The organism is Novosphingobium sp. BL-S-24 (assembly GCF_055521575.1).
Genome location: NZ_CM145487.1, coordinates 794,704 through 807,500, shown reverse-complemented (window position 1 = coordinate 807,500; position 12,797 = coordinate 794,704). Strand labels below are relative to the sequence as shown.

At 58.0% G+C, this 12,797-nt stretch carries 15 protein-coding genes (1 of these 15 running past the window's edge); 8 read left to right on the top strand and 7 right to left on the bottom strand.

Annotated elements, in window-relative coordinates:
• From ACZ1JM_RS03655 to ACZ1JM_RS03640, 4 genes are all read right to left on the bottom strand, one after another.
• Positions 1-294 carry the 5' portion of a hypothetical protein gene (locus ACZ1JM_RS03655; RefSeq protein WP_465131778.1) on the bottom strand. The gene continues 153 nt to the left of window position 1, outside the view, so 294 of the gene's 447 nt are visible here — the first part of the coding sequence; it begins with the start codon at positions 292-294; the stop codon falls past the left edge of the window.
• Positions 242-784: a recombinase family protein gene (locus tag ACZ1JM_RS03650; RefSeq protein ID WP_465131777.1), complete on the bottom strand. Its 543-nt coding sequence runs from the start codon at positions 782-784 to the stop codon at positions 242-244. The genes ACZ1JM_RS03655 and ACZ1JM_RS03650 overlap by 53 nt, the downstream gene beginning before the upstream one ends.
• Positions 777-1,328, bottom strand: coding sequence for a recombinase family protein (locus ACZ1JM_RS03645; RefSeq protein ID WP_465131776.1), 552 nt, complete (start codon positions 1,326-1,328; stop codon positions 777-779). Before ACZ1JM_RS03645 ends, ACZ1JM_RS03650 begins: the two co-directional genes overlap by 8 nt.
• A gap of 497 nt (positions 1,329-1,825) precedes the next feature.
• Entirely contained in the window at positions 1,826-2,260 is a 435-nt protein-coding gene (locus ACZ1JM_RS03640) for a hypothetical protein (protein WP_465131775.1), read from the bottom strand.
• A gap of 6 nt (positions 2,261-2,266) precedes the next feature.
• Here ACZ1JM_RS03640 and ACZ1JM_RS03635 point away from each other — a divergent pair, with 6 nt between their 5' ends.
• The 3 genes from ACZ1JM_RS03635 to ACZ1JM_RS03625 all read left to right on the top strand — a co-directional run bounded on the left by ACZ1JM_RS03635 (position 2,267) and on the right by ACZ1JM_RS03625 (position 4,676).
• Complete coding sequence (locus tag ACZ1JM_RS03635; RefSeq protein ID WP_465131774.1) at positions 2,267-2,665, top strand: MobA/MobL family protein; 399 nt, start codon at positions 2,267-2,269, stop codon at positions 2,663-2,665.
• Between the two features lie 3 nt (positions 2,666-2,668).
• On the top strand, positions 2,669-3,640 hold the full coding sequence (locus ACZ1JM_RS03630) for a 3'-5' exonuclease (protein ID WP_465132572.1): 972 nt from the start codon (positions 2,669-2,671) through the stop codon (positions 3,638-3,640).
• 643 nt (positions 3,641-4,283) lie between these two features.
• Positions 4,284-4,676 carry a hotdog family protein gene (locus ACZ1JM_RS03625; RefSeq protein WP_465131773.1) on the top strand — a complete coding sequence of 131 codons (393 nt, stop codon included), beginning with the start codon at positions 4,284-4,286 and terminating at the stop codon, positions 4,674-4,676.
• Between the two features lie 297 nt (positions 4,677-4,973).
• Here the strand turns inward: ACZ1JM_RS03625 and ACZ1JM_RS03620 are convergent, their stop codons facing one another.
• Positions 4,974-5,804, bottom strand: a complete 831-nt coding sequence (locus ACZ1JM_RS03620) for an amidohydrolase family protein (RefSeq protein WP_465131772.1) — start codon at positions 5,802-5,804, stop codon at positions 4,974-4,976.
• Positions 5,805-5,909: 105 nt separating this feature from the next.
• On the bottom strand, positions 5,910-6,806 hold the full coding sequence (locus tag ACZ1JM_RS03615; RefSeq protein ID WP_465131771.1) for an alpha/beta fold hydrolase: 897 nt from the start codon (positions 6,804-6,806) through the stop codon (positions 5,910-5,912).
• A gap of 278 nt (positions 6,807-7,084) precedes the next feature.
• On the opposite strand from ACZ1JM_RS03615, the gene ACZ1JM_RS03610 reads away from it, so the two are divergent.
• The 5 genes from ACZ1JM_RS03610 to ACZ1JM_RS03590 all read left to right on the top strand — a co-directional run bounded on the left by ACZ1JM_RS03610 (position 7,085) and on the right by ACZ1JM_RS03590 (position 11,964).
• Positions 7,085-7,474, top strand: a complete 390-nt coding sequence (locus ACZ1JM_RS03610; protein ID WP_465131770.1) for a helix-turn-helix domain-containing protein — start codon at positions 7,085-7,087, stop codon at positions 7,472-7,474.
• Positions 7,455-7,883, top strand: a complete 429-nt coding sequence (locus ACZ1JM_RS03605) for an IclR family transcriptional regulator (RefSeq protein ID WP_465131769.1) — start codon at positions 7,455-7,457, stop codon at positions 7,881-7,883. Before ACZ1JM_RS03610 ends, ACZ1JM_RS03605 begins: the two co-directional genes overlap by 20 nt.
• 66 nt (positions 7,884-7,949) lie before the next feature.
• Positions 7,950-9,620: an FAD-dependent oxidoreductase gene (locus tag ACZ1JM_RS03600; RefSeq protein ID WP_465131768.1), complete on the top strand. Its 1,671-nt coding sequence runs from the start codon at positions 7,950-7,952 to the stop codon at positions 9,618-9,620.
• A 79-nt stretch (positions 9,621-9,699) separates the two neighbouring features.
• Positions 9,700-10,257: a nuclear transport factor 2 family protein gene (locus ACZ1JM_RS03595; protein WP_465131767.1), complete on the top strand. Its 558-nt coding sequence runs from the start codon at positions 9,700-9,702 to the stop codon at positions 10,255-10,257.
• Positions 10,258-10,287: 30 nt separating this feature from the next.
• Positions 10,288-11,964, top strand: coding sequence for an AMP-binding protein (locus tag ACZ1JM_RS03590; protein WP_465131766.1), 1,677 nt, complete (start codon positions 10,288-10,290; stop codon positions 11,962-11,964).
• Positions 11,965-12,062: 98 nt separating this feature from the next.
• Here the strand turns inward: ACZ1JM_RS03590 and ACZ1JM_RS03585 are convergent, their stop codons facing one another.
• Positions 12,063-12,716 (bottom strand): TetR/AcrR family transcriptional regulator, encoded by a 654-nt coding sequence (locus ACZ1JM_RS03585; RefSeq protein ID WP_465131765.1) that lies wholly within the window; start codon positions 12,714-12,716, stop codon positions 12,063-12,065.
• Positions 12,717-12,797 lie beyond the last annotated feature (81 nt).

Here is a 12,797-nt window from a genome sequence, read left to right as displayed (position 1 = left end):
GGCCATGATCGATCGGGGGAGATCGTCGACCTCCTCCATCTGCTTCACCAACTCGGCAATCCGGCGTTGGGTGTCAGTGATACCTGCTTCCATCTCATCGCCGCGGCCAAGAGCCGCCTGCACCTCGGCATCGAGTTCGCGCTGCAAATGAACGGCGAAACGGCTGACGATCTCTAGGGTTAGCAACCGGTCGCGTAGACCAGCGAGGGCGCGCGTTTCGAGCAGTCCACCTGTGATCGAACTATTGTCGCAGACCTGGCGTAGAGAGGCCCTGCACCGCCACCGCCCGCCCATGCTGACGTAGTCGGAACCACACACACCACAGCGGACGAGACCACTCAGCAGATGTTCTGGACGCTTGGCGCCGGACAGCGGGTTGCCGGTGAGGCCAAAATTTTTCATCGTGTGCGCTGCGCGCCTTAATCTGTCGTGCCTTGACTTCGTCCCAGAGATATTGATCGATGATGCGCAGATCCGGATCATCGCGTACGACCCACTCGCTCTCGGGATTGAGACGAGGCACACGGGTAAACCCTCGATTGTCGTTAGGAATCTCGACCCATCTTCGCCGGTTGAAGATCCGGCGGCCGATGTAGATCTCGTTGTTGAGAATGCCTTCGCCCATCGCAGGGTTGCCCGAAAGCGTCGTGGGGCCCCAGATGCCGCTATTGTATTTGCCGCTTTCCCGGGCGCGGGGGGAGGGGATGCTTTCGCCATTCAAGACCTTGCAGATCGCTTTCAGGCTGGCGCCATCGGCATAGAGTTTAAAAATCCGCCTAGTCAAGGCGGCTTCTTTTTGGGCATATCGTGAGCCTGTCGATGGGACGACCAAAGGGGTCTAGGCTGAGGACCTCCTTGACATAACCGAGAATTCTGCCGCCGGTAGCTCCGCCGCGGGTCGCCTTGCCTTTCAAGCCGCGGCGCGTCGTATAGGCAATACGCGCGCGTTGCTGCTCGCCGATAATCCCTTTGAATGCAAAGGTGAGGTCATCAATGCGGCCGGCTGCTACGGTGTGGAGTACCACGTCATCCACGATGAAGAGCTTGCGCATGTAGGACAGATGCTCCTGATCGCGGCCAAGCCTGTCCACATCTTCGATGATCAGGATCTTGGCCGGGCTGGACTTGAGATCAGCAAGAGCCGCCAGGAGCCACGGGCGATCCATTGTCGCGCCGGTGATACTATTGTCGCCGAAGAATCCGACGAGTTCCATGTCATGTTGTTTCGCGTAGGCGGTGGCGAACAATTTCTGATCATCGACCGATGACGTGCGGCTGTCCGGGTCATCAAAGCTCTTGCGCCCGTAGCCGATGGCTTGAAGAGGCATCAATTTTTTCCTTAGTTGTTAACATGGGTGGCGACCAGGCGCGCGGCCACTTGGCGTGCAAGCGACTGCAGGAGCGGGTCGAGTACCTGGTCAATTGTCGGCATAGGCGATTTAGCAGCTTCGTCCTGAGCTCTGGTGTTGTCCTTGTTGGACAGCACGGAAGATGGCGGCGACGGTTCCATGCCGCAGGTTTTCGCCTGTTTGGATGGTACGCAGCCACGGGAGTGCCAAGCCGTTTGTTAGTGTTCCATGGCGAGGGGCGCTGCCGATAGGTCGAGAAAGCCCCCTAGGTATCGTCGACCCTCTGCCTAGCAGGCAATATGGAAAGGATCACGACGGATTCAGCGCCGTCGGTTCTTCCTGCGTGATCAGGCGGAACATCATATCATTAGACCTGGCAGCCTCGCTGTGTTCACCAGTCACGTCGAAGCGGGCGTGAGCCCCGTTTGGCCTCGTCCTGTCGTGTACCTGCAGGTCATTGAGAAGCACCGGCCCGATCAGATCGCCCCGCCCGCGTGGTCTTCATTGAGGAGGTGATTACCGTCAACGGCATAGGTTGCGTGGTATTCGCGTTCGAGGTCGAGGTAAAAGCCGCGTAGTCGTTTCCAGCGCATGACTGCCAAGGTGGCGGCCATGGCGTTCATGTCAGCGATCTGGATGTTGCTTCGATAGATGTCGCTGTCGCCGCTCGTGGTGGGAATGCGCGTGCGGGCATTCGCAGCCTCCGGCCCCGGCCGCCCTTCAATGCCCGTTCGGTATGCGCGGCGGGCCGCGAAAGCCGCTCGAGCGAGGGACCATACTCCACCCATTACACGGCCACGGCCTCCTATCTGTACATCAATCGGCGCAGGGGCTGTGACCGGTTTGGCAAGGTGCCCGATGGATATGTCGATCGCGGCGATCTTCTCGCGAGCGGCCGCTGTTACCCGCAAAAGAGCATGCCCCACCATCTGCGCAGCGGGGACGCTCTATGGCGGGAGGCGGATGATGCCGCTGCTCTCGAAGGGCCGCGCGGTGTCGCTGCGACGCATATCGTGGCCGATCTGCCGCTCGACGCCGAACTCGACCGCTGGACCTGGCTGGTCGAGAGCTACACTTACAAGCATTGCGTTGATAAGGGCATGATTGTCGATTGGGCGATCCATGGGCGCAAGGGTGCGGATGGCCAATGGACGGGCGCTCCGCATGTCCATCTACTTGCCACCAGCCGCTTCTGGCGCGCGAACAGGCGGCAGGGCTCGCGTCAGAGGCAATGGATGGCCAACGCCGATCAGATCCGTACGGCGGAAGATACCTGGCTGCGGCTGATCGGGCTGCGCTCCACGAACAACGCTTGAAGCATCTGCTTCAGTCCAATCTGCAAACCCGTCGCCGCAAGGTGGCGGGTTTTATGCTTCCTACAAGGAACCAGCCGTGCCTTTTACGACCTCAATCCCAATCGTCGCGGTGAGCCGCTGGCTCGTGAGCTGGAAACTTTCGACGATTATCGTGTCTTGCGCCGCCTGCCAAAGCCGGAAGAATTCTGGTGTCGGACGATGCCTGTTCCTCGCAATGTCTTTCGCATGGCGATCATCGATTGTGAAACCACCGGTCTCGATCCCGACCGGCATCGCATGATCGAAGTGGCGATCGGCATTCTGTCCATCGATCTTGACGAGGGTGACGTCCTGGACGTCATCGCGCCGGCCTCATGGCTGGAAGATCCAGGCGAAGACCTGCCGCTCGAGATCGAACGACTGACACACATCACGTCAGACATGCTGATCGGACGGTCACTCAACGACCGGGACATCGATGCCGCGCTGCACGGCGTCAATGCGATCGTCGCCCACAACGCCAAGTTTGATCGCAGTTTCGTAACGCGGCGCTTTCCCGCTACCGCCAAATTGCCCTGGATATGCTCGATGAGCGAATTCGACTGGACTGAGCATGGCTACACCCATGGCCGTAGCATCGCAGGACTGTTGACCCATGCCGGCTTCTTCCTGCCTGATGCTCACCGCGCTCATGCGGATGTGTGGACAACGATCTGCCGTCTTGCTGCACCGCTACACGACAAACGCACCGTCGCGGCACATCTTGTTCAGGCGGCGCGCAAAAAGACCTATCGTCTTTATGCAACGAAAGCGCCGTTTGAATACAAGGACGTACTCAAGGCCGCAGGTTACAGGTTGTCATCTGAGCGGCGGGCTTGGTGGATCGAAGGGGCAGACGAGTATATCGCGCATGAGCGGGTATGGCTGCGCCAGAAGATCAATGCGATTCAACCAATGGTAGACGAAATAGACTGGTTTAATCGCCACTACGCGTAAAACATTGTAGTGACGATAAAACGTTGAACAGTCTTCGGCGCCTTTGCGCAGAATGTTCTACTCAAAACAGGCATTGAGGTGGGAATGCGGCATATTCTATATAAGGCTATTCGCAGGTCATACCGAAAGTAAAGTGTTAACTCAGTCATCATGCTGATTTTTGCTTGATTGCAATAATTGAGGGTTTTATGATATAAATCATTGATATTTATACATCAAAGTTAGGGACGAATAAATATCTAGCGTAGTACTTAAACTGCCATATTTGTTAATGAATTACCGGTACAAGTACCTAAAGGTACGGTTGAAAATAACTATGGATGGCAAACTTTTCGGAGTGTAAGTCCGCCCAGAGCGATGTGGATCATTGCCTCCGAGACATTGATCGGCTGCTCGTAATCGAGAACCGGGCGTTCCAGCGCGTCATTCAACCACAAGTGCGCTCCACGCCTTAGCGTATTGGCAGCACCTTGAACCCCGGCTCTTCGTCAGAGCGGCGATTGATCTCGAGGGCGACGTCCCGAAAGGTTGCGGCGTCCATAAGGCGGGTGCGATCATAGGCGCATCGGCTGACATGAGATTCAGTCAGGGCCACCAATTGCGAACAGCCGCGACGATCGCCTGAGCGCTGGCGCTATCGGAAATGATGGTAGTGGTCAGATTGAATCTGAGCAATCGCCTATCGGTGTCGATGGCAATGTGCCGTTTACGGCCGACATGTTTTGCCCGCATCAAATCCCGCTTTTTCGCAAATGGCGCAAATGCTATCGGAGGTTTTCATGGCGCTTTCCTGGCTGGTATCGCCGAACAGAGTCTCGGCCTGCCATTCTTGTTGCGCAACGGTAGTCCGTTCAGCGGCATGTTGACAATCGACTTTTCGCTTCAATACTTCGGGCAGGCCGATGTCCACCAGCCTGTCGACGTTACCGTGCTGATCACACGGGAAACACGCCGTCTAGCCTTCGTACGTGGCGAGATTGCGCAGTTTGATACGTCGTTCGTATCGTTCTGGTCCACCCCGCGCAAGTTGAGCTGAAGTGTCTCTTCTTCAGTATACGTAGTGTAGCTGGGGTGCCATTATATCCGCGAGTTGGTGTCTGTAAATTACCCGGATCCTAGATCCGCCGTTAGCTAAGTGACTGATTTGGTCAATCAATTGCTTCCGCCGGCTAATTAGACTGTTAAGCGCAGTTCCAGATTCCGTTCACTAGGCTAATTTAACTTGTCTGAATCCTAGAGGAGATGGCCCTAATAAGCTTTTCATTTCATATTCGAGCGTAAGGCAGATCTTTTCAAGTTTTACAGACGGTATCTCACTATCCTGGCGGAGTATTCAAATCTCATCGAGATTAAATACCTTGGTCGCATTTTCGCGCAGAAACTTGGGCCATACATGAGGGCGCAGCGGCACCTCGGCCATTTCCCGTTGCAAGCGTTCCAGCGCAATCGTCGGATGGTAGCCTGCATAGAACACCTTGTCGGCACCACGCGAGTTCGCATAGTCTATGACCGCCTTGGGATAATGTTTGGGCACGAAGGCCGAAGTATAATAATATAGGTTCGGCCATTTGATCATGAGCTTGACGCAAGTCGCTTCCCACGGTTCACCCCCATGAGCCATCACGACGACCAGCTCCGGGAAGAAGTACATCACCTCGTCCAGGTAAATCGGGTTCTGGCACTCTCCCGGAACACGCGGTCCTGGTATGCCGACATTGATCGTGACGGGAACGCCGAGCTCGATAGCCTTGGCATAGATGGGGTAGTAGACCTTGTCATTGGGTGGCAGTTGATAGAACATCGGTGTCAGCGCGATAGCTCGCACCAGCGGATAGGTCCGCACGTAGTGTTCCATTTTGCGTAGTGCTACCATGCCTTCGCGCGGATCGATGGCCAGTTTGGCCCAAAAACGAGTCGGGTGGCGTTCGAGGCATTCCAATGTCTTCGCAGGATTTTTGGGATCGAGGGCCAGCATGGCTCGATCCACCCCATGGCGCTCCATGGTCGCGACCAGCGTGTCCGGCGTGTCGCCCTGCTCGATCCGCTCGGGCGAGTCCTGAAAAAGATACTGGGCAGGATGGACGTAGTCGCCGCTGTCCTTGTCGCGATATGCCGTCGGGATGGCCGAACCATGATGGTCGCCACGCCATTTGGCATCGATCATGCAATCGATAGCTCTTATACCATGAGCGAAAGTCGGGGCTTGTTCGGTCATCCTGTCCACTCCTTTTGTTTGTCTTGCGGCTTGTGCCCATCGCCGTTGAACCACTCAGGCGATAATCGTTTTTTGCACTCCAAGCCGAGACCGGCGATCCGCTCCGGGTAGATGGGGCCAGGCGCTAAGCAATGCGCGCAGGGCTGCGATAAAGGCGAGCGGCTGATCGATCATGATGTGATGACCCGCCTGCGGAATTACGATGTCAGGAATGTCCGCTCCAAAGATCTGCTCTACGCGCTCCCGCATATCGGGACGATAAAGCTCGGAAAACTCGCCGCGCATGACCGCGAGGGGTGTCTTGATCTCAGCAAATCCGGACAAATCCTCCGATACTATGCGTGCAAACAGCGCATTGTCGAATTGCCAGGTCCATTCGCCCGTCTCTGGTATCTGGCGCAGTGAGCGGCGGGCGATCTCATCCAAAGCCCACAGGCAGTCGGTCGGGCGGGAAGGGAGCAGGCGAAAGCGTGCAAGGGCATCTGTGATGGTAGGATAGGTGCGCCGCGCTTCGGGTTTGTCAGTTTGCCACGGCTGTTGCAATAATGCGATATCGAGCAAAAGCGTGTCCACCAATACGACGCCGCCGATCCTCTCATCGTCGATGGTACATGCGCACAAGGCCGCATATCCACCGAATGAGTGAGCAACGAAGATCGGTTTGCGGTCACCGGAGAAAAGGTCTTGGATCTCCGCCACGGCCATGGCCTCGCGAGCGAACTGGCTGATACTATAACTTTCGCGCCGTCCCGATCCGCCCATGCCCGACGAGGAGAACGCGACGACGCGATAATCTCTGCTCAGAAGTGGTGCTGTGATCGACCACCAATCGGCGCTTGCACGGCTGCCATGGAGAAGTAGAACCGGGGGCAGGGTCGTTTCGCCCCAGCAAAGGACTTCGATGGCGGCCCCTTCGACCTCCACCAGGGTACGCTCGGGTTCGTTGCGCAATGCCTCTTTCGCCCAAAAAGGCGCGTCCGGGCGTTCGCCCTGCAAGGCCGCCAATTGATATTGTTCTTGGGATCTGGGACATGGCAGGCTTTCCAGGTCGGGCTTCTCGTGGTGTTCCCCGCCAGCTGCATCGGATGGTAAAGAGGGCACGGACATCCTATGATTATGGAACGGCGTTCAGATTTCCACTATAGAGAGAGGAAGAAGTGTGTCAAATTGGCTGCGTCCCGGCTTTACTTGGAGCGGTCAATCGCGGCAGCGACATGGAATGCAGAACGATGACAGGTAAAGTGAAAGCGGAGGGAGCGTCGGCTGGGCCTCGCGCGATCGTGCGTGCGCTCCGCTTGTTCGAAGCCCTTGCGACGGAACCCGAGGGCTTGCCGCTCAGCGAACTGGGCGCGCGACTGAACGAACCGAAGAGCACCTTGCTGAACTCTCTACGTGCTCTGGAAGCCGAAGGGTTCCTCCACGCCAGCGGCTTGTCGTATCAACTGGGTCCTCGCGCGTTCAGGCTTGCGACGCAGATCACCAGCGGCTGGTCCTTGTTGCGTGCGATGCGCAGCCATTTGCGTGTTCTCGCCAAGCGTGCGGAGGAAACAGCTCTGCTCAGCGTGCTCGACGTGACTTCGCACCGCTTCGTATACATCGATGCGATCGAGAAGTCTTAGCCGCATCCGCTACGTCCTTGGGGCTGGATCAAGCGGCCCACTATATGCTACGGCATCCGGACGGGTGCTGCTCGCTTTTCAGCCGCAGGCTTATCAAGACGCCTACATCGATGAAGTCGTCCTCAAACCATACACATCCGCAACGAACCTGGACAAGGATGTCTTAAGGCGGCAGTTGACCGAAGTGCGACGGACGCATCTATGGGTCAGTGCCGGCGAGATCCACCCGGATGGCGGCGCGATAGCGGCACCCGTTTTCGGGCCGAAGGGCGACATCATCGCAGCGCTGAGCATTGCCATGCCCTTGACACGGCTGGAAGCCCGACAGGAAGAGTTGACAGCCATCGTTGCCAATGTCGCCGCGGACGCTTCGGGCATGCCCATTCCTAAGGGCAACGGAGTTGAATGAAAAATGATAGCGGGGCAGATTGACCGCGCAAAATTTTGTTAGTAGCCACTAAATAAAGCGGCAACTGTGAGCGCTGCCAAGCTGACGGGTGAATGGATGTCCTGGAACGAGAGTTGGGATCTGGTCGTTGTCGGTAGCGGTGGCGGAGCCATGGCCGCCGGGCTCGCCGCGCGCGAACTCGGACAATCCGTGCTGCTGTTGGAAAAGACCGACAAGATCGGAGGATCGACCTCCATGTCGGGCGGCGTGCTTTGGATCCCGAACCATCCGCTTCAGGCTTCGGCTGGAGTCGCAGATTCCTATGAAGCCGGGATGACTTACATGAATGCCACTGTCGGTGACGCTGGCCCAGCCACATCGCCCGCTCGCAAGGAAATGTTTCTCCGCGCGGGCCCGGCTATGGTGACGATGATGATGCAACAGGGCATCAAGCTGGAGAGATCGGAGGGCTGGGCGGACTATTATGACGATCGTCCTGGCGGTTGCGCTCGCAGCCGCTCGCTGGTGGCACCTATGTTCGACCTCCGCGAACTGGGCGAGTGGAGTGAGAAGCTTCGGCGAGGTCCGATCACCCTGCCGGTCACGGCGATGGAGGGTGTGCTGCTGACGCTCGCGAAGAAGTCGATCCGGGGCATGGCAATGGTCGCCAAGCTGGTCTGGCGCATGGGCGTGATGCGCGTGACCGGCAAACAGCTCATGACTTCGGGCGGGTCGCTCGGCGGGCGTGTCCTTAAGGCAGCGCTCGAAAAGGGGGTTCAGTTTCGCACTGAAGCCCCAGTCACCGATCTTGTCTTTGAAGGCGATAAGGTGGTCGGTGTGGTCACCAAGGTAGACGGCGAAGATCGACGCATTGAGGCCAAGGATGGCGTTCTGATCGCTGCTGGCGGCTTTTCTCATAACGTGGAAATGCGTGAACGTTATCAGCCTAAGCCTTCCAACGCCAAATGGACCAATGCCAATCCGGGCGATACCGGAGATCTCATCCAGATCGCCATGGCGCACGGGGCGGCTACCGATCTTCTGGATCAGACGATCTGGATACCCAGCTCCATGCCGCCCGGCCAGGACAACCCGGCTATGAACGTGCCGGAACTCGCCAAGCCGCACCTGATCGTGGTGGATCGCCACGGAAAGCGCTTCGCCGATGAAGCCTGTTCCTACATGGAAATGGGCCAGAAAATGTACGGCGCTGACGCCGTCCCGGCTTACATGATTCTCGACAGCCAGCATCGTAACTCCTATCCTTGGGGCACCAGCGCTCCGGGCAGGACGCCGCGCGAGTGGATCGAAAGCGGGTATATGAAGAAAGCCGACACGCTGGCTGACCTGGCGAAGCAGTGCGGCATCGACGCCGCAGGACTTGCTGCTACGGTAGAGCGCTTCAACGGCTTCGCGCGTGTGGGCAAGGACGACGACTTCCAGCGCGGCGATCGGGTGTACGACACGGTCTGGGCTGACTTCACGCACAAACCAAGCTCGACACTGGGCACGATTGAAAAGGGTCCGTTTTACGCTGTCGAACTCGTGCCAGGCGACGTCGGTACTTTCGGCGGCATCCTGACCGACGAGAATGCGCGCGTGTTGCGAGAGGACGGTTCGGTTATTCAGGGGTTGTATGCGACTGGCAACAGCACGGCATCCGTCATGGGCCGGTGCTACCCTGCCGCGGGCGCGAGCATCGCGGCGAGTTTCGTGTTCGGCTACGTCGCTGCACGCCATGCAGCACGGGCGAACTGAACGGCTCGGCGTAAAGGTCGATGAAAGATTTGCCAACGGTTCGTAGAGGCCGGGTGATGCACGGATTGGAGATGAGATAATGAATGCGGACGCACTGCCTCCGGAAGTCCAGGCTCTCATCGACCGGCAAGCCATCATGGATTGCCTCACCCGCTATTCCCGCGGTGTCGATCGGCGCGACCGCGACCTACTTCTTTCGGTGTATCACGAGGATGCCTGGGACGATCATGCCGTCTTTTGCGGGCCTGCTGCGCAATTCGCCGACTGGGCAATCGACTTCCACAACAAGTACCAGGAAGGGCATCATCACTACATTCTCAACCACACTTGCGAGTTGGATGGCGATGTGGCGCATACGGAGACCTACTACCTGTTCTCAGGCACCAATCGAGAAGGCCCCAAGGTGATCCTGTCCGGAGGACGCTATCTCGACCGTTTTGAGAAGCGCGACGGCCGCTGGGCAATCGCCGCGCGCAAGTGCCTGGTCGAGTGGACCGGGACATTGAACGACCTCGACTACGATCCGGCCTACAGGGCGGCATTGCAGTCCAGCGGTGTGGCAGCTCGCGGTCGCGAGGACACGTCCTACGAACGGCCACTGACAGTCGACCGGCCCTTGCAGGTTTTTCCCTACTGATCGATGGGTGCCGCCCTAACTACCGGAGAGATGATGGCTGACGCAGATGAAATGGTAGCCAATAGCCGGCAAGTCGGCGTGCGCGATATGCCTGGTGGATGGAAGATCCGCTGGGACGCGGCGCTCGCGCAACGTTGGCGGAAGTCCGGCCAGTGGCTGGATACGACGCTGGCGGTTCTGACCCGCGACCTGGCGCAGGCGCATCCCGACCAGGTCCTGCTCGTCGAGCAAGGCAAGGAATATACAGCGTCGGCGTTGTATGCGGAGGCGGTACGCCTAGCGAGCGCGCTGCTGCTCCGGGGGCTCAAGGCCGGCGACGTCATCTCCTACCAGATCCCCAATTGGTATGAAGGTTCGGTCATCAACATCGCGGCGGCGATAGCGGGGCTCGTCATCAATCCTCTGGTTCCGATCTACCGTGATCGTGAGATCCGTTTCATGATTGAGGATGTCGGAACCCGCTTGGTCTTCGTGCCCGAGCGCTTCCGCAATTTCGAGTACGCCGACATGTACTGTCGCATCAACGGGACGCTTGCTCAACCGGTGGAGACGATCGTTCTGCGCGGGAGTGCTCCAGGGTGCACGAGCTATGCCGACCTGCTCGCCACGGGCGTGGCGGACGACGTGTTGCCCGATGTCGACCCCGACTCTGTCTATGTGGTGATGCACACTTCGGGCACCACGGGCCGGCCCAAGTGCGTGGTGCACAGCCATAACAGCTTTCTGGTTCAGGGGCAGGCTCATGCCATCGAGCTGCGCACCGGCGAACATGAGGTTAATCTTGTCGCAACGCCGATCTCGCACATCGCCGGCATTATCGTCGCCAATCTGACTCCGGTGATCGGCGGCGCCAAGGTCGTGCTGATGGACACCTGGAATCCAGAGGAAGCCGTTAAGTTGGTCCAGCAATATCAGGCCGATAGTTGCGGAGGGGCAACGCCCTTCCTCAAAGGCTTGCTGGAAGCCGCGAAGGCTGCCGGTACCCATCTGCCGAGCCTCAGCAAGGCGGGATGCGGTGGCGCCACAGTCCCGCCCGAACTCATTTATCAGGTGCACGACTGGTTCCCTAACGTCTTGGCCTACCGGGTTTATGGCTGCACCGAGGTTCCAACCATAACAGCCGGCATCAAGAGTCGCGATGACGTCGAGTATGGAGCCAATACCGACGGCCTCATAAAGCATTCCGAAATCCGAATCGTCGACGTCGTGACCGGGGAGATCATTCCGCGCGATCGCGAAGGTGAGATTCTGGTACGCGGCGCCAACATGATGCTGGGCTATCTGCGGATCGAGGACAATGAGAGCGCGTTCGACGAAGACGGGTTTTTCCGAACCGGGGATCTTGGCCGGGTCGTTGATGGCAAATATCTGCTTATCACCGGACGCAAGAAGGACCTCATTATCCGCAATGGGGAGAACCTGAGCCCAAAGGAAATCGAGGACGCGCTCTTCACTCATGCGGGCATCGACAATGTCGCGGTGGTCGGCATGCCAAGCGAGAAGACCGGCGAAGCCGTCTGTGCCTTCATTGTCCCTAGATCAGGCTACGCTTTCGACTTGGCCGAGGTGTCGCGCCATCTGATCGCCTTCGGGCTCTCCAAGCAGAAGATCCCCGAACGGGTCGTCACCGTGGACCAGCTCCCCGTTTCCCCGCAAGGAAAGATCCTCAAGACGGAACTACGTGAAGCCGCGAAGGCACTCGCATAATGCGACGGACCGCCAACACCAGTTGGCGGTTCAATCCGCTATGATGTTGCGAATTACGCGGTATTGCCGGGTTACCTGCTGATCCCGTCCGAGATGCGTCAGTCCGCGGGATGATGCCCGGCCATACCCGATATGATGAATTTGTTTAGTGCGACCACCACCTGGTCCTGCTTGATCTCGGTGCCTGAAAATATCCAGCCATGGAATAGTGCGGTCGCAACGACCGACACGAATGAAATTCGGCTGCTGATATCGGGGGACACCACGGGACTTACGCCCAGCGCGTTCAGCTCGGCTTCGATGCGCTCCACCGCGACGCTGAAGTATTCCTTGAACCCGCCCGCGTTCACCTGCTCCTCTGCGGCACCAGCCTCATATAGCCGCGTGCTGATGAGGGTGAAGAAGATGTTGCGGTTCTGGCTTACGACATGGAACAAGTCTTTCACGAAGTCTTCCGAACCGGAAAACGGATCGGAGCCCGGCCCGCCAGTCTGTGCTTCTAGAAACGTCTTGAGCAGGCAATCGAACGGATTGACGACCGCCTCGCGAAACAGATTGGCCTTGCTCTGAAAGTAGCGAAACAGCAGCACTTCACTTGATTGCGCCCTACTGGCGATGTCGCGGGTCGTTGCGCGGGCGTAGCCTCTTTCCGCGAAGATTTCCTGTGCGGCGGCAATGATGTTGTTGCGCGCGATATCCGCTCTGCGTCGTGGCTTCCTATCGGCTGCGTCCTGCAATTCACTTATCGCCAAATCTCAATCCTGCCTATGATTCGCCTGGAAAGGCGCAAGGGACATGAACGTTCATCGATCCCGGAAAAATGCCGATCAAGT

Bases quoted from the DNA above. Each gene is read 5' to 3' on its own strand.
- ACZ1JM_RS03645 (WP_465131776.1), bottom strand. From the start codon at position 1,328: ATGCCTCTTCAAGCCATCGGCTACGGGCGCAAGAGCTTTGATGACCCG.
- ACZ1JM_RS03635 (WP_465131774.1), top strand. From the start codon at position 2,267: ATGCCCCACCATCTGCGCAGCGGGGACGCTCTATGGCGGGAGGCGGAT.
- ACZ1JM_RS03625 (WP_465131773.1), top strand. From the start codon at position 4,284: ATGATGGTAGTGGTCAGATTGAATCTGAGCAATCGCCTATCGGTGTCG.
- ACZ1JM_RS03620 (WP_465131772.1), bottom strand. From the start codon at position 5,804: ATGATCGATGCCAAATGGCGTGGCGACCATCATGGTTCGGCCATCCCG.
- ACZ1JM_RS03610 (WP_465131770.1), top strand. From the start codon at position 7,085: ATGACAGGTAAAGTGAAAGCGGAGGGAGCGTCGGCTGGGCCTCGCGCG.
- ACZ1JM_RS03605 (WP_465131769.1), top strand. From the start codon at position 7,455: ATGCGATCGAGAAGTCTTAGCCGCATCCGCTACGTCCTTGGGGCTGGA.
- ACZ1JM_RS03595 (WP_465131767.1), top strand. From the start codon at position 9,700: ATGAATGCGGACGCACTGCCTCCGGAAGTCCAGGCTCTCATCGACCGG.
- ACZ1JM_RS03590 (WP_465131766.1), top strand. From the start codon at position 10,288: ATGATGGCTGACGCAGATGAAATGGTAGCCAATAGCCGGCAAGTCGGC.